22 protein-coding genes are annotated in these 20,982 nt (G+C 51.1%); 11 read left to right on the top strand and 11 right to left on the bottom strand.

Annotation, left to right across the window (positions count from 1 at the left end; genetic code table 11):
* Window positions 1–9: 9 nt before the first annotated feature.
* Complete coding sequence (locus tag ACPV3A_RS03400) at window positions 10–1,236, top strand: amidohydrolase (RefSeq protein ID WP_426198153.1); 1,227 nt, start codon at window positions 10–12, stop codon at window positions 1,234–1,236.
* 72 nt (window positions 1,237–1,308) lie between these two features.
* Here ACPV3A_RS03400 and ACPV3A_RS03395 read toward each other — a convergent pair whose 3' ends face one another.
* The 3 genes from ACPV3A_RS03395 to ACPV3A_RS03385 form a co-directional block, all read right to left on the bottom strand.
* Window positions 1,309–2,196: a DUF2268 domain-containing protein gene (locus ACPV3A_RS03395; RefSeq protein WP_426198152.1), complete on the bottom strand. Its 888-nt coding sequence runs from the start codon at window positions 2,194–2,196 to the stop codon at window positions 1,309–1,311.
* Window positions 2,197–2,281: 85 nt separating this feature from the next.
* Complete coding sequence (locus ACPV3A_RS03390) at window positions 2,282–2,968, bottom strand: G1 family glutamic endopeptidase (RefSeq protein WP_426198151.1); 687 nt, start codon at window positions 2,966–2,968, stop codon at window positions 2,282–2,284.
* 176 nt (window positions 2,969–3,144) lie between these two features.
* Complete coding sequence (locus ACPV3A_RS03385; RefSeq protein ID WP_426198150.1) at window positions 3,145–3,630, bottom strand: DUF1772 domain-containing protein; 486 nt, start codon at window positions 3,628–3,630, stop codon at window positions 3,145–3,147.
* Between the two features lie 323 nt (window positions 3,631–3,953).
* Between ACPV3A_RS03385 and ACPV3A_RS03380 the strand changes: the two genes are divergently transcribed.
* The 3 genes from ACPV3A_RS03380 (at window position 3,954) to ACPV3A_RS03370 (ending at window position 7,196) form a co-directional block, all read left to right on the top strand.
* Window positions 3,954–5,354: an ABC transporter substrate-binding protein gene (locus ACPV3A_RS03380; protein ID WP_426198149.1), complete on the top strand. Its 1,401-nt coding sequence runs from the start codon at window positions 3,954–3,956 to the stop codon at window positions 5,352–5,354.
* Window positions 5,355–5,455: 101 nt separating this feature from the next.
* Window positions 5,456–6,346, top strand: coding sequence for a carbohydrate ABC transporter permease (locus ACPV3A_RS03375; protein ID WP_426198148.1), 891 nt, complete (start codon window positions 5,456–5,458; stop codon window positions 6,344–6,346).
* A gap of 16 nt (window positions 6,347–6,362) precedes the next feature.
* Window positions 6,363–7,196 (top strand): carbohydrate ABC transporter permease, encoded by an 834-nt coding sequence (locus tag ACPV3A_RS03370; protein WP_098748258.1) that lies wholly within the window; start codon window positions 6,363–6,365, stop codon window positions 7,194–7,196.
* Between the two features lie 105 nt (window positions 7,197–7,301).
* Here the strand turns inward: ACPV3A_RS03370 and ACPV3A_RS03365 are convergent, their stop codons facing one another.
* Complete coding sequence (locus ACPV3A_RS03365) at window positions 7,302–8,231, bottom strand: AraC family transcriptional regulator N-terminal domain-containing protein (RefSeq protein WP_426198147.1); 930 nt, start codon at window positions 8,229–8,231, stop codon at window positions 7,302–7,304.
* Between the two features lie 200 nt (window positions 8,232–8,431).
* On the opposite strand from ACPV3A_RS03365, the gene ACPV3A_RS03360 reads away from it, so the two are divergent.
* From ACPV3A_RS03360 to ACPV3A_RS03345, 4 genes are all read left to right on the top strand, one after another.
* Window positions 8,432–8,695: an Atu4866 domain-containing protein gene (locus ACPV3A_RS03360; RefSeq protein WP_426198146.1), complete on the top strand. Its 264-nt coding sequence runs from the start codon at window positions 8,432–8,434 to the stop codon at window positions 8,693–8,695.
* Between the two features lie 65 nt (window positions 8,696–8,760).
* Complete coding sequence (locus tag ACPV3A_RS03355) at window positions 8,761–9,498, top strand: SDR family oxidoreductase (protein WP_426198145.1); 738 nt, start codon at window positions 8,761–8,763, stop codon at window positions 9,496–9,498.
* Between the two features lie 135 nt (window positions 9,499–9,633).
* The gene (locus tag ACPV3A_RS03350; protein WP_426198144.1) at window positions 9,634–9,984 is read left to right on the top strand and encodes a VOC family protein; all 351 of its coding nucleotides are present in this window, start codon (window positions 9,634–9,636) and stop codon (window positions 9,982–9,984) included.
* A 147-nt stretch (window positions 9,985–10,131) separates the two neighbouring features.
* Complete coding sequence (locus tag ACPV3A_RS03345) at window positions 10,132–10,929, top strand: TetR/AcrR family transcriptional regulator (protein ID WP_426198143.1); 798 nt, start codon at window positions 10,132–10,134, stop codon at window positions 10,927–10,929.
* Window positions 10,930–11,299: 370 nt separating this feature from the next.
* On the opposite strand, the gene ACPV3A_RS03340 is transcribed toward ACPV3A_RS03345, so the two are convergent.
* The 3 genes from ACPV3A_RS03340 to ACPV3A_RS03330 all read right to left on the bottom strand — a co-directional run bounded on the left by ACPV3A_RS03340 (window position 11,300) and on the right by ACPV3A_RS03330 (window position 14,553).
* The gene (locus tag ACPV3A_RS03340) at window positions 11,300–12,088 is read right to left on the bottom strand and encodes an ABC transporter permease (RefSeq protein ID WP_426198142.1); all 789 of its coding nucleotides are present in this window, start codon (window positions 12,086–12,088) and stop codon (window positions 11,300–11,302) included.
* Window positions 12,088–12,972, bottom strand: a complete 885-nt coding sequence (locus ACPV3A_RS03335) for an ATP-binding cassette domain-containing protein (protein WP_426198141.1) — start codon at window positions 12,970–12,972, stop codon at window positions 12,088–12,090. The genes ACPV3A_RS03340 and ACPV3A_RS03335 overlap by 1 nt, the downstream gene beginning before the upstream one ends.
* A 231-nt stretch (window positions 12,973–13,203) precedes the next feature.
* Complete coding sequence (locus ACPV3A_RS03330) at window positions 13,204–14,553, bottom strand: alpha-L-fucosidase (protein ID WP_426198140.1); 1,350 nt, start codon at window positions 14,551–14,553, stop codon at window positions 13,204–13,206.
* Window positions 14,554–14,672: 119 nt separating this feature from the next.
* Between ACPV3A_RS03330 and ACPV3A_RS03325 the strand changes: the two genes are divergently transcribed.
* Window positions 14,673–15,500, top strand: coding sequence for an AraC family transcriptional regulator (locus ACPV3A_RS03325; protein ID WP_216530313.1), 828 nt, complete (start codon window positions 14,673–14,675; stop codon window positions 15,498–15,500).
* A gap of 63 nt (window positions 15,501–15,563) precedes the next feature.
* Here the strand turns inward: ACPV3A_RS03325 and ACPV3A_RS03320 are convergent, their stop codons facing one another.
* The 3 genes from ACPV3A_RS03320 to ACPV3A_RS03310 form a co-directional block, all read right to left on the bottom strand.
* Complete coding sequence (locus ACPV3A_RS03320; protein ID WP_071223237.1) at window positions 15,564–15,866, bottom strand: putative quinol monooxygenase; 303 nt, start codon at window positions 15,864–15,866, stop codon at window positions 15,564–15,566.
* Between the two features lie 5 nt (window positions 15,867–15,871).
* Window positions 15,872–16,864 carry a helix-turn-helix transcriptional regulator gene (locus tag ACPV3A_RS03315; protein WP_426198139.1) on the bottom strand — a complete coding sequence of 331 codons (993 nt, stop codon included), beginning with the start codon at window positions 16,862–16,864 and terminating at the stop codon, window positions 15,872–15,874.
* A gap of 64 nt (window positions 16,865–16,928) precedes the next feature.
* Window positions 16,929–17,426 carry a DinB family protein gene (locus ACPV3A_RS03310; protein WP_426198138.1) on the bottom strand — a complete coding sequence of 166 codons (498 nt, stop codon included), beginning with the start codon at window positions 17,424–17,426 and terminating at the stop codon, window positions 16,929–16,931.
* Between the two features lie 208 nt (window positions 17,427–17,634).
* On the opposite strand from ACPV3A_RS03310, the gene ACPV3A_RS03305 reads away from it, so the two are divergent.
* The gene (locus ACPV3A_RS03305) at window positions 17,635–18,555 is read left to right on the top strand and encodes an aminoglycoside phosphotransferase family protein (protein ID WP_426198137.1); all 921 of its coding nucleotides are present in this window, start codon (window positions 17,635–17,637) and stop codon (window positions 18,553–18,555) included.
* A gap of 87 nt (window positions 18,556–18,642) precedes the next feature.
* A complete protein-coding gene (locus tag ACPV3A_RS03300; RefSeq protein WP_194543995.1) occupies window positions 18,643–19,014 on the top strand; it encodes a hypothetical protein in 372 nt (123 codons plus the stop codon).
* Between the two features lie 206 nt (window positions 19,015–19,220).
* Here ACPV3A_RS03300 and ACPV3A_RS03295 read toward each other — a convergent pair whose 3' ends face one another.
* The gene (locus tag ACPV3A_RS03295; protein ID WP_194543994.1) at window positions 19,221–20,360 is read right to left on the bottom strand and encodes a zinc-dependent alcohol dehydrogenase; all 1,140 of its coding nucleotides are present in this window, start codon (window positions 20,358–20,360) and stop codon (window positions 19,221–19,223) included.
* Window positions 20,361–20,982: the final 622 nt, after the last annotated feature.

Genomic DNA, 20,982 nt, shown 5'->3' with positions numbered 1-20,982 from the left:
ATGAACGCTATGAACGAACAGAGCACTGCATATTGGCTGCTGAATGTCCGTCTGGAAACAGGTTACCGCTACGAGGATGATGTTGTGATCGGAACCGAAACGGGGCTCTTTCATGTGAAAATAGAAAATGGGGCTTTCTCAGAGATCCGCCCTGCGGATGCTTTGCCTGATACGTTACTGCCGACACGGGATATGCAGGGGGATCTAATGCTCCCATCATTTAGAGATATGCATATCCACCTGGACAAAACCTATTATGGGGGCCCATGGAAGGCACCGAGCCGTCCGGCTCACGGAATCTTCAGCCGAATCGAGGAGGAGGAGAGGCTGCTTCCGGAGCTGCTGCCTACTGCCAAGGAAAGAGCGGAGGGACTGCTGGATCTGCTGCTGCGCTACGGGTCTACCCATATCCGCTCCCATTGCAATGTGGATCCTGTTGTCGGCTTGAGAAATTTAGAGGCCACCTTGCAGGCGGTTGAAGGATACAGGGAAAAAGCTTTTGTCGAGATTGTAGCATTTCCTCAGCACGGCTTGCTTCGCAGCCAGTCCGTCTCTCTGGTCAGGGATGCGCTCCGGAACGGAGCAGCGCTTGTTGGTGGTTTGGATCCCACAACGGTGGATGAAAATATGGAAAAATCACTGAACACCGTGATGGAACTCGCCGTTGAAGCCAACGCCGGCATTGACCTGCACCTGCATGAGTCGTCGCATGTAGGGCTGAATACCTTTAAGCGTGTAGCTGACCTTACGGAAGAGGCGGGTTGGAACGGGAGGGTTACGCTCAGCCATGCGCTGGCTTTCGCGGACGTCTCACCAAGCGAAGTGGATGAGGTGGCGATTCGGTTGGCGGATCTGGGCATTTCGCTCACTTCTTCCGTACCGCTTGGCCGAACCATTCCGATTCCGCAGCTGCACCGCCGCGGCGTAGACATCTCGCTTGGGCAAGACAGCATTATGGACCATTGGTCCCCGTTCGGCAAAGGGGATAATCTGGACAAAGCGGGCACGCTGGCCGAACGCTTCCATATGTACGATGAGCGTTCGCTCGGACAGGCTCTCGGGTTTATTACGGGAGGGGTGACGCCGTTAGACCAGGACGGCCGTTATGCCTGGCCTAACGTCGGGGATGCGGCGGACGCGGTGATCGTAGAAGCCAGCTGTTCCGCCGAAGCCGTTGCCAGACGGTCACGCCGCCGGGCCGTCCTGTTCAAGGGAAAACCGGTTTACGAATCATGATAAAAAAACAGCCGCTGCTTGCCGGAGTTTTCCGGCGTGCAGCGGCTGTTGTTGGTTATGGGCTTTGGGTTGTTATTCCCTAAAAATAAGGGAATTCGCAATGATTTCCCTCCAGGGAATATAAGTCGCCTCGACCGCGGATTTACCGCTCTGTCTTAAATAATCGGTTACGATCCGGTAGCTGATGGAATACCCCGCATAGGGTGGAATGCCCATTTTCGTAAAGCCGTAAAGATCCCCTTCCAAATCCCCGAACATGTAACCTCGTATCTCATTGAATCCGGTTACCTGCAGAGCTTCCCTGTAACGTGGCAGAAGCTCGCTGTGCTGATCTTCGTTCAGGGCATGAACCCAGGGTCCCAAGTGATCTTCGCCGTACATTTCGGCGGCAAAAGCTTCAGCGAGTCCTTCCAGCACTAGGTATTGAGCGACCGTTGTCTCGGCACTCCATGGCTCATAAGAGAGCCTCACGTTATGATGGAATTCATGTGCCGTAATGGCTGCCAGCCTTGGCAGGTTATAATCGTTCGGCCACACAACCACCATGATTTGTCCCGGCGTCCCCCCTGAACCTGTATATCCGGGATGCGGGCCGAACCGCTCATGATCACCCAGCGCCAGAGTGAAGAGCAAATCTCCCAGCTCAATGCCGTGAGCTTCCGGCTTTAATGCGGCATATGCCTTCATCACGGCTTCCTTGCATCGGCTCCAGGAAATCGCTTGTTCCAAGCGAGACAAAGCCTGGAGCGCCTCCTCAGGATGATCTGCCGAGCGAAATAATCCCAGCAGCTGCGTCATATCGTAATCGTCCTGTCCTTGAGGCATACGCTTGCGTATCGTGTCCATAAACGGCTGAAGCGGCTTATTCACGAGCTGCTCATATGCGGTGATCCGCAGCTCAGGCTCAGATTCCAGAGCTTGTTGTTGATGGGTTAGTGTATCGATGGCGATCAATTGCATACTGATTTCCTCCTCTTATCGAAAGCAATAGCTGCTTCGTATAATGTTGAGGATAATCCTTTACGCTGCGTGAAGGTCAAGCCCCTTATTGACGAACGCTTTTGACAATGAAACCGTCCCCTGCATGGTTCGGATTAGAAGGAATGGAGGTAACCTTTAAATTCTGGAGCATGATGCCACCGTTATCAGCAGTCAGCTTTGGACTTTTCCCATTGACCCGGCAGCAGGAGAAGACGACAGGAGATAATCGTGCCATTGTTGCAAGAGCCCCATTGACCTGTGGCGCTTCAACGATCCATTCCGCCGAGGTCTGCGGACCATCGTATCGTTGTAATGTCCGAAAAGCCCAATTTCGGGTTACGTTTCGAAGGCAGATCAACCAGTTCGAACCGCTGCGCTTGCTGATGCTGGCATGCATCCGGTCACCCGGCTGAATCGGCAGCGGAATGATCGTAACCGAGGCCGGGAGGATCTCCCACCATGCATAATAGTAAGCCTTACCGTCTATGAATTCATGACCTGTTCCGGTCTGTATCAGATTGCTATTGCCGAAGCCGTCAATTCCAATCCATGCTGAGGAATAGGTCGCCGCACGGCTTGGACGAACAAACGGCACATTCCATTTGGCGGAGATCTGTTTGTAAGCACCTTTTTTTCCTTTGAGGCTGTATCCGCTCCAATTGCTTGAAATCCATCCGATGTTACGACGCGGCTTGGCTGAAGTGTCAAGTTGGCAAGTGTGATTCCACTGATCTATCGTGAGAATCCCCATTTCTCCACCGCCTTTACTAGATTGATAGTATATCTAATGAAGAATCGGTAGAGTTGGTATGGGTTTTCTGTTAGAAAGTTTAAATGAATGTGGTTCACCAATGAAGAGAGCAGCGCAGGGATAAACGGGCATTTAAGAGCGATGGATTATAGTTGCCCCATTCTTGTGAACCCGTCTTAAGGGAGATGCCGTAAGGCAAAAACAAACAGGATCATCGCCCCTAAAGAAGTGATGGTTCGCACATGATTCCAGGGCACCCAGCGTCTCAGGTAGTTGTTCCATACCTCACCTCCGGCACTGCTTCCTGGGTCAACAGCGGCCAGTGCGTCGTTTAGCGGGACGTTGAACGCCATCGTTACGATGAATCCCGCTAAATAGAGCAGGCTGGCGGCAAGCAAATACAACGAGCCGGGTTCCCCCCAGCGCATGATGGATACGACCGCAAGCACGATACTGGTTAACGCAGTGCCTGTAAACAATGTGCCGAACAAAGGATTGAGAATGGTTGCATTGATGGACTGCATGGCATGGATCCCCTGTTCATTGGGAATTCGGGCTAGCGCTGTCATTATAAAAGACGAGAAAGCGAAGAACAGCCCGGCTATGAGTCCCGATCCGGTTACCGAGAATAAAGCCAACAAAAAAATTAAGCGGTCACTCATGGATAGTAAACCTCCAATGTCATAGGTTATTACTGGTTTGGTTCCAGTATATTCATTTAATTGTTTGTACATACAAATATAATTGGATTTCCAGCAAAAGTAAAGACCTAAATACGCAGAAAATTATAATCAATCAATAGACTCTGAATTATATATTAATATTTTCTATTTCTGGTAATTAGTTCACTACGCCGCACGTTATGAGAAAAAAAGTTCAGAATATCCCCACTATTTTCAAAATAGAGTTATATATACGCTCTCGTAAGCGTATACAGAATTTGGATAATATATCAAATGTGCTGCAGCCAAAAGGAGGGAGTAGTATGAAGTCAGGCAAGAGGGGTTTTTGGCTAGTAACGACGGCTTTATTAAGCGTTTCTTTGTTATTCGGTTGTACCGGGGGTAAGGGAGCGCCGGCCGATACCGGCGATCCGGAGCCGGGAAAGGATGGAGAGACGGCCAAGAAAATCATTACTGTAACGTTTCGGGATGACGGGATCGGCGAGAACGGAGCGTTCTATAAATGGCTCAAGGAAGTTTCGGCCAGCTACCCTGACAAAAGCGTAGAGATTAAGCCGACACCGATTCAGGCCTCGGAAGGCGATTATTTTGCCAAGGTGGCCTTGGCGCTCAAGTCAAAGGATACGGCGCCGGATATCGTGACAGAGGATACCTTTATCCTGAATTCTGATGCAAGCGCAGGTTATCTCGAACCGCTTGACGATAAATTGGCGGGATGGGAAGACTGGGGCAACGGTTCCTTCATCGAAGCGATGAAGAAGGGGGTTACTGCCAGCGATGGCAAGGTTTATGGCGTACCGTACAATACGGATTCCAGGGGCCTCTGGTACAACAAGGACATTTTCAAACAGGCAGGTCTTCCGGAGGATTGGCAGCCTAAGAACTGGGAGGAGGTCTTAAGCGCTGCGCGTACGATCAAGGAGAAGGCGCCTGACGTTGTGCCGATCTGGATGAACATGGGCAAGGCTACAGGCGAAGCTACCTCCATGCAAACCTATGAAATGCTGCTCTACGGAACTGGAGAAAGGCTGTATGACGATGCCAGCGGCAAATGGATTACAAAAAGCCAGGGCATTCTGGATGCGCTGACTTTTGTGGAGACGGTCAATAAAGAGAAGCTTGGACCCCCGCTCTCCAAAGTATTGAATGGTCAGGCAGGCAACACGGCTTCCCGCGAATACCTGCCGCAAGGCAAGCTGGCGATTTCCCTGGATGGATCCTGGATCACAGGTAACTATATGGAATCAGGCGCGGCGCCATGGCCTGAATACAAAGATGTGCTCGGCTTCGCGCCGATGCCGACCAGCCAAGGGCAGGACCCTGGATCGATTACGCTAGCCGGAGGGTGGGCGCTGTCGATTCCAAGCAACTCCAAGAACAAAGACGAGGCTTGGGAATTTATCAAGTATGCGCTAAACAAGGAAAATACGCAGAAGCTTGTCATGTCCTCAGGGAATATCACGGTCCGTGCCGATGTTGCCAAGGATCCGGAATATACGAAAATGCCGTTTAACGAAATCGCGACCGAATACCTGCAGAACGCAGAGTTTAGACCGGCCCAGGAAAAGTATCCGGAAGTGTCGACGCAGATTCAGACCATGGTGGAATCCGTAGCAACCGGAACATCTCCTGCAGATGCCATGAATAAATATGCGCAGGACGTCACCCGCATTGTCGGAGCGGATCAAATCTTGGAGAAATAATCGGCTATACGTACAGAACCGGCTTGCTCAAGCGCTCCATGTATCGCGGAGGCTTGGGCAAGCGGTGTTTCAGATCATCTGCACGAAAAGGAGAACGATACATGAGCAGTCTGTCCGTAGACGTTTACCCGAAACGAAGAAAAACGTATACCTGGCTCTTTTTTTTGCTTCCTTCAATCGCGATTATGCTCGTGTTTTTTATATATCCCATTCTATTAACGTTCTTCTATTCCTTCACCAACCTGGCGTTAACCGGTGAAGCGGCGAGGGAGCTTAAGTTTATCGGCCTTGACAACTATACCCGGATGTTCCAGGACCCCACGGTTCATCTCAGTATATGGAACACGCTGGTTTTTCTCATCGGCTCGGCGGTGATCGGGCAGCAGGTGCTGGGATTTCTGATCGCGCTGCTGATGAAGCAGAGAAACAAAACGTTTCGGCGAGTGATTGGAACGATTGTGCTTGCAGGATGGGTGACGCCCGAGATTGTATGTGCTCTTTGCTTGTACAGTTTCTTCGGGGATGAAGGCACGCTGAATGCGATCATCACTTTTTTTGGATTTTCGGAAGTGACCTGGTTGTTTACCGTACCGATGCTGACCATCATTCTTGCGAACATTTGGCACGGCACCGCCTTCTCGATGCTGGTATTTCAAGCAGCGCTGGATGATGTGCCTAACGAAATCGAGGAAGCGGCGGTGGTGGATGGAGCCTCCAAGTGGAAAATCTTCACGCACATCATTATTCCCTACATTAAAAGCACCATTACAACCAACATGATGCTGGTTACGCTGCAGACGCTTGGGGTGTTCGGACTCATCTATGCGATGACCGGGGGCGGTCCGGGCAATTCGACGACGACCCTGCCGATCTTCATGTACAATCAGGCATTTGTGAACTATCAATTAGGCTATGGAACCGCCATTTCGCTGCTGCTGCTGCTGATCGGGATTGTGTTAAGCCTGCTGTATATCAGGTCGATGAAAGAGTAACCAGAGGTGAGATCATATGAATGCCAAACAACGTAAATTAATCTATCGAATTCTGCCGTACGCGATCCTAACGGGGATCGGTATTTGCTTTGTGCTGCCGCTGCTCTGGGTGCTCGTGGCTTCCGTCGATCCGAATGCGATGCAATCGCTGAAGATGCCCAGCAAGGTTACCGGCGCAAACTATGTAGAGGTGATGACCAGCAGCGAGAACCAGCGCGCTTATCTGATTGGTCTGGTGATGTCGCTTGGCCAAGCCGTATTGGTTGTCCTTCTGGCGTTGCTCGCAGCTTATCCGCTATCCCGTTATCAGATGAAATATAAAAAGCCCTTTATGCTGACCATTCTGTTTATGACATCGCTGCCGATTACGGCCGTAATGGTCCCTGTGTACCAGCTGTTCCTGGGGCTCAAGCTGTATGACAATATTTTGGGTGTCATCTTGTTCTATGTCGCGTCGTCCATGCCGTACGGGATTTGGATGATGAAGAATTTCATGGATTCCGTGCCGAGCGATCTGGAGGAAGCCGCCTGGGTGGACGGCGCTTCGGTGTTTACGGGAATGCGCAAGGTGGTGGCGCCGCTGATGGTTCCGGGTATTTGTACGGTCGCGATATTTACCTTCTCGGGCAGCTGGGGCAATTTCTTCGTTCCGTATATCCTGCTGCAGTCGCCGGAGAAGTTCCCGGCTTCCCTGAAGCTCTATCAGTTCTTCGGGCAGTATGGCATGGTCGATTACGGCAGCCTGGCCGCCTTCTCGGTGCTGTACGCCATTCCGGCGATCATCATGTATATTCTCTCCCAGCAGTTCATGTCCAAGGGCTTCGGGCTGCAAGGCGGAACGAAGGGATAGGGAAATTCACAGAATGCAGGGCATGGGATGCCCAAAGCAGAAAAACGGCAGCCATGCCGTTTTTTTGTGTTTGGCGAAATCGTTCCCTTGAGCTGTCTGGTCAAATCAAGCATGGCCCTGCCTAGGGCCGCGGTCCAATGACTCGCGCAGACGCTTGATATCCCGGATCGGAGGCAAACCGAACATGCGGGCATATTCCCTGTTGAACTGAGTGGGACTTTCATAGCCGACCTGAAAGGCGGCATCCGCAGCTTCGGATGTTTCTGAGAGCATAAGTCGGCGCGCCTCTTGCAATCGGATTTGTTTTTGATATTGCAGCGGGCTCATGGCGGTGATTTCCTTAAAGTGATGATGAAGCGAAGAAGGACTCATATTGACGGCAGCGGACAGATCAGCGATGTGAAGGGGCTGATTATAATCCCGCTCAATCAATTGGGTCGCTGCCGCGATTCGCTGCGCATGACTGCCGCTGACGGCAAATTGTTTCAGGGATTGGCCTTGTTCCTCTTGAAGGATTCGATAAACAATTTCCTTCGTGACCAGGGGAGCAAGGACGGAAATATCCTCCGGCGTATCCAGAAGGCGCACGAGGCGGACGACAGCATCCAGGAGAGCCTGATTCATCGAGCTGACAAAGAGGGCTTTTGTGGAGTCGGTTTTCTTAGGAAGAGCCTCTGGGCAGGATGGAATGAGGTCGAAGATCAGATGTCGATCCAAATCCAGTCTAAGGCACAGGTAGGGCCTCTCCGGTGATGCCTGAATCACTTGGCCGGATATGGGCAATTGCAGCGAGACGACAAGATAACTGTACGAGTCATAAAAATAGCTTTCTTGTGCCAGCATGATTAATTTTCTGCCTTGAGCTACGATGCACAGTGCGGGCTCGTGAATGGTGTGGATCAATTCCGTCCCGTCGGTTGCCCGTATTAAAGATAGATTGGGTATAGGCGTAGTATGGGTACCGTCCGTACCCGTGTATTTTTCGATGTATCCTGCAAGTTCATTCTGTAGATTGCTTCCTCCATGATCTAACATCCCGGTTCGGCTGAGCCTCCTCCGATGGTATTTGTTTTAATCTTAATAAGGTTTGCAGGAATAGGCAAGAATCGTGGTGGATTCGGCTACCGGATAAATACTCCATGAAGGCATAATTAGAGTATCCTCGATGGTTGAAGGCAGGACGGTTATGCATGAAACTCAAGAGGATCAGATAAGAGTAATGAGGAGGTATTGGAATGGATCCAGCTCTTAAAGCGAATGAGGTTCAGCATCCCTATATAGGCATGTGGGTGACCAAGGACGGATACATTCGCCACGAATTGCTGCCAAACGGTCGTTATGATGAAGCACGGGGCCGGCGGAAAAGCGCTTATCAAGGACGCTATTTCATTCAAGGCAATCACATCGAATATGTGGATGATACCGGATTCACGGCTGACGGCGATTTTCGGGACGGCGTTCTCTATCATGCAGGGATGGTATTGGTTCGGGAAAACTAAACGTGCGAGATAGAAGAGAACGGTTTGGCTTAGAAGTACAGAACAGGTATCAGGAGGAGAGCTGTATGTCTAACGTTAAAGGAAAAGTCGTGGCCATTACAGGCGCAAGCAGCGGGATCGGTGAAGCGGCAGCCCGGCTGCTGGCACATCACGGTGCCCATGTGGTTCTTGGGGCGAGAAGGACGGACAGGCTGGAGAAGCTTGCTTCCGCATTGAATCGGGAAGGCGGCTCAGCTGTTTACCAATCGCTGAATGTGGCTCATCTCGATCAAATGGAATCCTTCATCGACTTGGCGGTGAGCCGATTCGGGCGGGTGGATGTCATGCTCAACAATGCTGGGGTTATGCCTCTGTCACCCTTGGAGGCCTTGAAGGTGGACGAGTGGAACCGGATGATCGATGTGAACATCCGCGGCGTCCTCCATGGCATTGCGGCAGGGCTGCCGGTGATGCAGAAGCAGGGCTTTGGTCAATTTATCAATATAGCTTCCATCGGGGCATACGAAGTATCGCCAACCGCAGCCGTTTATTGTGCTACCAAGCATGCGGTTCGGGCAATCTCGGAGGGCCTGCGCCAGGAGGTCGGCAGCGGTATACGGGTCACGCAAATATCGCCGGGGGTAACGGAGTCGGAGCTGGCCGACAGTATCTCCGATGATACGGCCAGACAGGTCATGAAGGAATATCGAAGAATATCCATTCCGGCGACTTCGATTGCGCAAGCGATTGTATATGCTATCGAGCAGCCGCCGGAAGTCGATGTGAATGAAATCATCATCAGGCCGACCGCATCAGGGAGCTAACGAATCAGCTGTTGAGTTCAATCTCAACAGCTTTTTTTGTTGGAAGGATTTGTTATACTTAGTCGTGTAGTTACATGAGGGCGCGTATAGCATAGATGCAATGATATCTTTAGCATGATGAATGGAGGAGGACTAGTGAGAGTTAAACGCATTGTCGCGAATGTCGCAGCGAAGGATGTCGCCGCAGCCAAGACGTTTTATCAAGATGTGCTGGGTCTGGATATGTTAATGGATCATGGCTGGATTGCCACTTATGGCTCGCAGGAGAGGATGAGCATACAGATCAGCTTTGCTTCCGAGGGAGGAGGCGGCACGCCCGTCCCGGATCTGTCAATCGAAGTGGATGAGATAGAGGCTGTGCTGGAAGAGATGAGGCGAGCGGGCTTTTCCATTGAATATGGACCCGTTGATGAGCCTTGGGGAGTAAGGCGCTTTTTTGTCCGCGATCCGTTCGGCAAGCTGGTCAACATATTGTCACATGTATGAGTGCACGGTGCGTCAAGTTTGGTATCCTCGCAAGTATGCTCACATTTTACTCTGTACATAAGAATCAACGCATATGATATACTGTTTATAATATAAACAATTAGCAATGGACATCAGAAGCTAGAATGCAGAAAGGATACACAAATCATGTCAAAAGATGAGAGTATGGATCCGGATATTGGATCCAGGCTGCCCGGAGGGGCGGCTCTGAGCTGGGGATTGGTAAAGCCGCCGCAGCGGGGACCGAAACGGGAGATGAGCCTGACGCAGATTGTGCAGACGGCCATCGACATCGCTGATAAGGAAGGGCTTCAGGCGGTCTCCATGAACCGGATCGCATCCGCTTTGGGTTTTACTGCCATGTCCCTGTACCGGTATATTTCCAGCAAGGACGACCTGCTGCTTCTGATGCAGGACGCCGTGTGCGATATCCCCATTCCACCGGAAGATTCCGCAGATTGGCGGGAGAATATGCGAATCTACGTCAAATCGACGATGCAGGTATTTCGGGACCACCCTTGGTACGGCGACATTCCGATTATGGGTATTCCCATTACGCCGAATAACCTGCGATTTATCGACTGGGGTCTGCGTTTCATGAAAGACATGCCGTTAAATGATTATGAGCGGATGTCTTTGATTCTCCTGTTAAGCAATTATTCAAGATCAAGCGGCATGATGCAGCGGGATCTGGACCGTGCCGTGCAGGCAGGATCCACCCCGGAACAATTTAGCGGACTCGATTATACGGCTGCACTGAAACAGCTTGTAACGCCGGATCGGTTTCCATTTCTGCATCCGGTTGTGATGTCGGGGGTCTATACGGAGGAGAACCAGGAAGAGAATCCGATTGGCAACGACATTGATTTCGGGTTAGAACGCATTTTGGACGGCATTGATCATTATCTTCAGGCCAAGACACAGAACGGACAGTCGGACAAGTAATGATATTCGTCAAAGTTACAGGTCGTGGTTGTAAGAGCGTGGAGTAAGAGAGTACAGACAGAAAGAAAGTGCATTAAGAAAGTACACAGTAAGAGTATGCTGTAAGAGCATGCAGAAAAAGTGTGCCGCAGCTGAGTAAAAAAACCGATCCTCGCATGAGGATCGGTTTTTTGCTGGTTGATTAAGCCTGATGCGGGGGCCATGGTCTGGTTGGTAAATAACGTTTCCGGACGGACATGACCGCCGCTGGAAGGAGGACGAAGTCCCTTATGAGGCTCTTAAAAACGCAATACTATAGTGTGAGTACTGCTCCCTCTATGCGGTGTGTGGTCCGGGGCATGCTTGAATGGTTACCGCGCTTAAAGCATATTTAACGTCGACCAGCTTTTCTCTTAAAGGTCCACATGCCCCATACCATAGAGGCGACAAGGATGAACAGACACCATCCTATTGCCCAGCCGATGTGATCCTGGACAGATCCACCCGTCAGCAACCCGCGAATGGACTCGATGACCGGGGTGATCGGCTGGTAGCTTGCGATTCCTTGGAGCCATGTCGGCATCGTCTCGGTAGGAACGAAGGCACTGGAGAGGTAGGGGAGGAATAGCAGGGCGAATCCATAGCTGCCGGCGGCTGCCGGACTGCCTGCAACGAGGCCGATGGCGGCATAGAGCCAAGTGAAGGCAAAGATGAACAGCGCGATCAAACCGATGGCGAGAATCCAATCCAGAAGTCCGGCCGAAGGTCTGAATCCAACGAGCAGAGCCACTGCGATAACAACGCCTGTCGCCAGCACGTTCCGGGCAAGGCTGGCTACTACATGTCCCGTAATGACACTCAAGCTTTGGATGGGCATGGTTCGGAAGCGGTCAATGATGCCATTGGTCATATCCTGGGAGACGTCGACGGCCGTGCTGGACGATCCGAAGCCGGCGCATAGCAGGATGATCCCCGGAACCACGTAGTTAACATACTGTCCGCTGGGATCGAGGGCGCCGCCAAATACATAGGTGAACAGCAGCATCAACATGATCGGCAGCACCATCGCCGTTATCATCGCTTCCGCGTTTCGGATGCTGTGACGTAAGCTGCGACCGATAAAGACGGTTTGGGTGACCGCTAAAGACGTTGTTTTTGAGTTCGAAGCTGTTGCTCTCATTATACGATTTCCTCCAATTTCTTGTCGGTTAGCGACAGGAATACATCATCCATATTGGGTCTGTGAAGACTTACACGCGTCTCGCTAGGAAGCAGGCGAGTCAACTCTTGAAGCGTCTGCGCGACATCCCTAATGCTGCCGTTTGTCGGAATCCTGTGAATCACCTCGTCGTGTACGTTGCGGAGCTCCAGCATTTCACCTCCGACCTGGGTCTTCAGCTCAGCCGGGCTCCCCTCAGCAACGATTCGTCCGCTATCCAGGACCGCAATCCGGTCCGCAAGCTGATCGGCTTCCTCCAAATACTGCGTGGTCAGCAGTATGGTGATGCCCTGACTCTTCAATTGCAGGATGATATCCCACAGGGTACGGCGGCTGCGTGTGTCCAGTCCCGTGGTCGGTTCATCCAGAAACAGAACGGGACGCGGCACGGTAAGGCTGATCGCAAGATCAAGCCGTCTTTTCATTCCGCCCGAATACGTCTTCACGCGCTTGGCTGCAGCAGCAACGAGAGCGAATTGTTCGAGCAGTTCGGCGGTTCGCAGGCGTGCTTCCGCTGCGGATAAACCCGACAGCCTGCATATCATCCGCAGATTCTCTTCCGCGGTCAATACTTCGTCGACGGCAGCAAACTGGCCGGTCAGACTAATGGACTTCTGGACATCCTGCTTGCCCTGTCCGAGATCATATCCGTTGATCCGCACACTGCCTGCATCGGGTGTCACCAAGGTCGATAGGATGTTGATTAAGGTGGTTTTGCCGGCGCCGTTGGGACCGAGAAGGGCAAATACGCTTCCTGCCGGCACGTTCAGGTTGATCCCGTCCAGGACGGTTTGATGTCCAAAGCTTTTACGCAATTGACGAATCTCAACAGCATGGTTACTCATGTTAGGTTCAACTCCTTGAATTTAATTGTATATATAATAAACAGTTTAATTGATAATTAGTATATTGTATAAACAGTTATCTTGCAATATGTTTTTTTAAGTTTGGACGCTGCATGAGGTTACAGGGATGATGGAGCTTCTGGGTATAAAAAAAGAGCCTGGCACGATGTAACAAAACATCGTGCCAGGCTCTATTCAGGAATGTAAGCCAGGGTATAGGCCAGCTTGGCGCTATGAACGATCCGATTCGTCATGAAGCTCCAGTTCAATGACGGTATTGCGTTTGTCGGGGAGCGGATAAGTGAAATGTTCAGGACGCGCAAAGTTCACGAATGCGTCTTCGACGAATTCGGCGGCGCTCCATGGGCGGCTGAGGAACAATTCATATCCGTCCGCGAGCAGCCGGGCCTTCTTCACCTTGTCGGCCATGCCGATGAGATTGATCGGTCCGATGGACTCCTCAAAAACGTGGGCATACAGTGTATTTCCTTTTTGGGTGTACCGACCCCAATCCGGCTTCTGATAATCGGCGGCCGCGCAGCCATAGATACTGTCGCCATTCTTGCTCATCCAGTCACCGATTTCCTCCAGCACGTCGAGGCTTTCCTTAGGAATGGCGCCCCTCGCGTCGGGTCCGACATTCAGCAGCATGTTGCCGTTCTTGCTGACGCATTCCACCAGCTTGCGGATGATCGTGGTTGCCGATTTGTAATTGCGGTCAGCGGCTGCATAGCCCCAGTTGTTATTCAGCGTGATGCAGGCTTCCCATGGGATCGGGGCACCTGTCTGATCCACGACGCCGTGCGGCGGAATGATCTGTTCAGGCGAAGCGAAATCTCCGCTGTAAACGGAAGGATCGGTAGTGTAGATGCTGCCCCCGCTCTCGCCGCTGCCTTCAAGCCGGTTATCGATAAGAATATGCGGCTGGAGTTCGCGGATCATCTTCATCAACTCGGTGGCGCGCCACACCTCGCCGCGCATGTTATCATAAGAGAAGTCAAACCACATGATATCGAGTTTGCCGTAGCCTGTCAGCAGCTCCCGAACCTGCCCATGCATGTAATCCAGGTATCGGTCGAAGTTTTTCGGATCGCGCTTAAAGGCTTCGTTCGCCCGCATCGGGTGAATGCGGTCTCCATAGGCCGGATAGTCCTCATGGTACCAGTCAATCAGTGAGAAGTAGAGGCCGACTTTAAGGCCTTCTTCACGGAATGCTTCCAGAAACTCCTGCACGAGGTCCCGCCCGGCTTTGGTATTCGTTGATTTATATTCGGTCAGCTTGCTGTCGAACAAACAGAATCCGTCATGGTGCTTGGCCGTCAGCACCGCATATTTCATCCCTGCTTTCTTGGCCGCTCTGGCCCACTCCCGAGGATTATAGTCAACGGGATCAAATTCATCGAAATAGGTCTGGTAGTCTTCGATGCTCATCTGTTCCGTGCTTCGGAGCCATTCGCCTCTGGCCGGAATGGAGTAGAGCCCCCAATGGATGAACATGCCGAAGCGGTCGTTCTGGAACCATTGCACGCGCTGGTTGCGATCTTGGATGACTTGATTGGTTGGAGTGGTAGTCGTTGTCATGGATTCAAACCTCCGATTCTTGGAATTGTCGAGTTTGATTTTAACAAGAATGTGTTAGTATGAATAGATAATTACTTAACTCTGACGGGTATTATAATAACTTTAGAGGATAATCGAAGATGAAGAATGAACGAAATGAACATGAAGCCATTCAGCAGATGCTCCTGAACATGCAGGTTCAGATCTGGGAGGCCGAAAGAACGCAGTGCTGGCCGGAGTGGAAGGAATTCGACTACACCGTGTCCTACAACAAGCTCTATTTTATCCTGGATGGGGAAGGATGGGTGAAGATCGGCGATGAGGAGCTGTATCCCGTTCCGGGTCAATTGGTTCTGATGCCGGCACGGACCAGGCAATCTTACTCCGTCATTAGCGGCCGTCCCTATCTTAAATACTGGTCGCACTTCTCGGCGACCGTAGGCGATTCCGACGTGTTTTCCTGGTTGAACGTTCCATATTGTTATGATTTATCGGGCAATGCGGAGATTCCGTCATTATTCCAGCAGCTGGTGGAAGCGCACCGTACCGGTACCATAGCTGCGCGGTTAAAGGAAAAGTCGGTGATGCTGGACATCCTGTCCCGCGTGTTCGAGCACCAGCAGCCGCAGATTCATACGGACAAAATGGAAGATATGGGCAGGCTCCACAAAGTGCAGCAGTACATTAAGAATCACCTGCATGAAGAAATTACGCTGGAGCAGATGGCGGGGACGCTGCATTTGCATCCGAATTATTTTATTAAGTACTTCAAACGGCATTTTGGGATCACGCCGCAGAAATATCTAAGCCTCAAGCGGATGGAGCAGGCCAAGCTCATGCTAAGAACGACCCCACTGAGCATCAAAGAAATTGCGGACGCCACCGGCTTTGAATCAGCGAACTATTTCTCGAAAACGTTTCGTAAAGAGGTTGGTTACAGCCCCTCGGAATATCGGAACAATATATAGCAAAAAAGAGGCTGTCCCTGAAATCGATTCGGGGATAGCCTCTTTTCTTCTGATCAGGTTTGCCTAAAAACCTTTTCCTCCAAGCGGCTTAAGCTTGAGCGGCTCTGCGCCGGCGATCAGCGGGCGCCCGCGCTGCAGCAGCTCGGACGTATCGGCTCCCTGCAACGAAGCGGCATGCGCGTCTTGGCTGCTCCACAATTCCGTGACCCATACGGCATTCGGATCGCTGTCCGAAACGTTGACGATATAGAGTTCACAGTCTTCGTTATCGCTAAGCATCGCTGCTGCTTCGAGCAGGATCTCCGCAAGTTCATCCCGTTTACCGGGATGGGCAATCAGCTTTCCGTACATCGCGAACTTCTCCATCGGGTTCACCCTTCCTTTTTGGTCATGTCGCTTAACATGCGTTCGTAATGGAGCGCCATGCTTGTCGTGATCTCTGACAGTTTGAGCACGAGAGATGTGGGCTCCAGAATGGTTAAAGCTTTGCCGTAAGGGAGAAGAAAATAGGGGACATAGGACATCAGCGAAGACGTATCCAGCTGGAAATGAGCTTCTCCATCACGGCGCTTCACAAGAGTATGTCCAAATAACCAATGCTGGCTTAATTCATTCAGAACATGCTCATGGCCTTGGATGACGACATGGATCAGCGGTTCACGGCTGCCTGAATCGGGCAGAAGACTGCCAAGCAGTACATCCTTGGCCGAAAAGTCAGCGGGCCGTTCAAATACATGTTCTGTCAGCTCCAGCCCGATGATCCGATCCACGCGAAAATTCCGAATCTCTTGGCGCAGATGGCAGAAGCCGGCAGCATACCATTGACCCTTCCAATGGATGATGCCGTAGGGGTCGAAGTTTCGGACAACGCGCTCGCCCTCCCTGCCTTTTGAATACGACATCTTCAAGGTTTGTCCTTGCGCTGCGGCATTCTCCAGCGTCTGCAGCAACGGCTGAAGCCCGGTATGGACAGGAGGCTGCAGAACCGAGATGCCGCTGCTATGCCGTTCGATCTGATGAAGCTGCTCTTCATTTGTATAAAGCTTCAGCTTGCCGATTGCCCGCTCCAGCGCGTCCGTATACGGATAGCCGGTTTCTTTGGCGAAGATCGAAGCGTGCACTAATGCCTTCTGCTCTTCGGCGTCAAACATCAGCGGGGATTCCGTAAACTGCCCGAGGATCCGAAAGCCGCCGTTCGGCCCGGAATCGGCAATGATGGGCGCGCCGCTGGCGCATAACGAATCGATGCAGCGGTACACCGTTCGGACATGGATTTCCAGCTCATCGGCGATTTGCTGCGCGGTCATCTTCTTGCCCGAGCGGAGCATCCACAGGATCGACAGCATATTATCCGCTTTGGACATCTAGATGCGCTCCTTCCAGACGGGATGATCCCGAATGTTTACTTTTAAGTAGATTGTATCTTTTCTACACGAGCGGGTCCATGCCCTTGTCGATCCAGGAATCGTAGGTCGGACCGTAGAGCTCGGGAATCCGCAGCCCGGCTTGTCTCATCAGCACCGTCATCTGTCCGCGGTGATGCGCTTGATGAACCAGGGTGAAATGCAGGAATGCCGAATTTGTCCATGGCTCTCCGTCGAATTCGCGGGTAGCGCGAAGATCCTCCTCGCTCCACTGGGACTGAACCGCATCCAGAAAGGCATGCCGAATCCGGCGGTAGCTGTCCTGAATCTCGGCGGCCGAATTGGGGATTTCCTGCTCGCGGTACGGGCCCTTAAACTGCAAACCGAGCATGGTCATGTACTGAATCGACATCACCAAATGCCAGGCCAGCTGTCCGAGCGTGCGATGCTGCTCCGTCATAGCGGTTTTGAGCGATTCGTCGGTTAAAGCGTTCATGACTTGTTCGGTGATATGCGCCTCTTTTAACCATTCAGTCTTAAAATCCTCTAAGCTCATGTTCATGTGTAACCCTCGCTTTGGTTTAGGATGTGTGCTGCAAGTCGAGTATATTACACCATTCCTGACAGTTACGGTCAGTGATTATGGGCGATACGAATTTATTTATTCCAGTGTTAGTCGAATATTGATCTGATGGTCTACAGAACTTTCTTCATTTATAATGTATGAGATTTAAAGCTCGTGCAAGGTATCGAGTTTAGGGGGGGACAGCATGCAGGAAACGTTTCGTGAAATACCGGGAGCTCAGGAATGGATTGTCATTCAAGCGATTGACAAGGGCTGGTCGGCAGATCGTAAATATTATGTTCAGGATACGCAAGGCAAGGAGTGGCTCCTCCGGCTATCCGACATCTCTCAATACGAGAGGAAGCGATGGGAGTTTGAAACGGTAAAAAAGCTGGATCCTATCGAAATGCGTATGTCCCGCCCGATTGATTTTGGTGTATGCCGTGATGGCAGCCAAGTGTTTTCCCTGTTCACATGGGTTTCGGGAGAAGATGCCAGGGACGCCATTCCATTGCTGGATTCTGAGGAGCAGTACCGGCTGGGCGTTCAGGCAGGCCAATATTTGTGCAAGATGCATCGCATTCCGGCTGAGAGCGGCTTTGATACGTGGGCGGTTTATTATAATTCCAAGATGGATAGGTACATCAAAAATTATGAGAGCTGCGGTATCCGGCTCGCAGGTGCTGAGAACATCATTCGTTATATGGAGGAGCACCGATATTTGCTTGATGAGCGGCCCCGTTCTTTTCAGCATGGAGATTATCATGTCGGCAATATGGTGGTTACGCCTGAAGGCGAGCTGGGCATCATCGATTTCAACCGGGCGGATTCCGGTGATCCTTGGGAGGAGTTTAACCGGATTACGTGGGATGCTGCGATTAGCCCGTGGTTTGCTTCCGGTCGTATTCACGGATATTTCCAGGGTGGAGAGGTACCGGATTCATTCTTCAGGTTAATGGCGCTTTATATCGCGAGTAATCAGATTTCCTCGATACACTGGGCGATTCCATTCGGTGAGCAGGAAGTGGGGGTTATGCTGAATCAGGCTCAGGAGGTACTGAACTGGTATGAGGGATTCCAGACGCATATACCCAATTGGTATAAACCGATGCCGGGGTCATCTTAGCCTATCATTGACAGGATAGCAATCTAGAAGAATTTATTGATGCAACAGCATGATACGATATAAAAAAACAGATGGAGGTTTGTACTCATGTCATCAACGGATATTCGGTTTGTCGGCGGAAACAATATTGCCCTTAAAATTCCGAAGTACAAGTATGAGGAAACCGTGCATTTTTACAAAGAGGTGTTGCAGCTGCCTTATTTGGGCTTCAAGGATGGTTCACACCTCTTTCAGCACGGTCCGAACAATCTATGGCTGGATTGCATGACTCACTATGCTCAGCAGGATGTCTGGTTAGAGGTCACTACGGATCATCCCGAGACGGCCGCTTCGTATTTGAGAGAGCACCAGGTGGATCGCAGGGATGAGGTGGAGGTTTACGAGAACTCGCAGGGCTACTGGATATCCGATCCATGCGGGACGATCATTCGGGTGAATCCTAGAAAAGCGAGTGAATAGACAAGCCCAACCAGCGCATGGTTAGCCGTTGGCGACGCGTATCCCTTGAGACGTGAGGTTATGTCGAAGCGTCCAACCACGCATTCGGTAAAATTTTTTGCTCACTACATTCCATGAACCGGGACACAAAAAAAACCAAGCATCTGCTATCCAAGAAAAAGATTGTGACAGGGATGCTTGGTTTAACTTTTTGCTGAGGAATTACGCTACGGCTTCAGAACCACCTTGGTGCAGTCTTCTTCATGATCGTTAAATATCCGATAGGCATCGCTTGCTTGCTCCAGTGGAAGACGGTGGGATACAATCTCGGTTGGGTCGAATTCCCCGGCGGTGATCTTCTTGAACAGCTCCGGCATATAATGGATGACGGGGGCTTGTCCCATGGTAAGGGTAATGTTCCGTTCAAAAATATGGCCGAGCGGGAACATATTGTACAATGAACCGTATACGCCGGTCAGCTGAATCGTGCCGTATTTGCGAACGGCATCGATGGCAATATCGATTGCGCTTAACGTTCCGCCCTGGAGCTTCAGCTTTTGACCGATGGCTTCCATGGTTGACTTCTTGCCGTCCATACCAACACAGTCGATCACAACATCCGTGCCGCCCTTGGTGATCTCGCGGATGTATGCGCCCATATCATCATAGTCTTCAAAATTGAAGATCTCCACGTTGTTCATCCGCTTTGCTTTTTGCAGCCGGTAAGGGAGACGATCCACAGCGATTACCCGTTTGGCCCCCTTCATCCAGGCGAATTTCTGGGTCATCAGACCGATCGGTCCACAGCCGAGCACCGTCACGGTATCGCCCGGCTTCACGCCGGCATTCTCCACGCTCCAATAGGCAGTAGGAAGAACATCAGACAAAAACAGAAGCGCTTCATCCTCCAGCTCGCATGACTCAGGGATGACAAACGGCATAAAGTTCCCGTACGGCACGCGCAAATATTCAGCTTGTCCGCCAGGGTAGTTGCCGTAGCGTTCGGTGTAACCCAAGAACCCTCCGGCATGGACATCCGGGTTGCGATTGGAATTGTCGCATTGACTCTCCATATCATGATTGCAATAGTAGCAGTGACCGCAAGAAACATTGAACGGAAGAACGACGCGGTCGCCTTTTTTCACGCGGGTTACGTTGGCACCGACCTCTTCTACGATCCCCATGGGCTCATGGCCGATCACGAAATCTTTAGCCGCGGGCATAGCTCCTAGGTATATATGAAGATCGGAACCGCAAATGGCTGTAGAGGTGATGCGGACGATAATATCATCCTGGGTCCGAATGGATGGATCCTCTACATGTTTGACCTGAATGTCTTTTGCGCCTTGAAATGTGACTGCTCTCATACGTTCCCTCCTTATGCGTTGTACAGAAGTTCTCTTTTTTAATACCCGATATCCAATTGTATTAACATCCCCACCGCTATTCATGCCTATGCGCTGATACGCGCAAAAACATAGTTTGTGGAAGAAAGACCAGTGCTAATTACTTCTGATGGTCGCTAGGGGCACGCGTATAAGTGAACCGGCTGCGCGAACCTCGATGACAAAAGTGTAAAAGTGAACCGGCTGCGCGAACCTCGATGACAAAAGTGTAAAAGTGAACCGACTGCGCAAACTGATGACAAACGTGTAAAGTGAACAGGCTGCACAAACTGATGACAAACTTGGCAAAGGGGATAAACGTGATAAACGTGTCAAAGGGGATAAATGTAGCAAACGTGCCAAATGAGTCAAATGGGATTTACCGGACACAGGATACGTTATTTGCTCTGATAAGAGCTAAACTTTGATACTTGCGGACATGAGTTCCGTTATTTGCATAAAAAGTCCGTTTTTCAGCAGCAAAAAGGTTAAATAACGGACTTGGTGTCCGTTAGGATAAGATAATCGCCTGAAATATGGCGAATAACGGATCTGTAGTCCGTTGGAAGCCGCTTGTTTGGTGATGGCAGCCGACTGTTAGTGA

This window comes from Paenibacillus sp. Dod16 (assembly GCF_049893405.1).
Lineage (GTDB): Bacteria > Bacillota > Bacilli > Paenibacillales > Paenibacillaceae > Paenibacillus_AQ.
The sequence above is the reverse complement of the archived record's forward strand: the minus strand, read 5'-3'. Positions and strand labels throughout refer to the sequence as shown.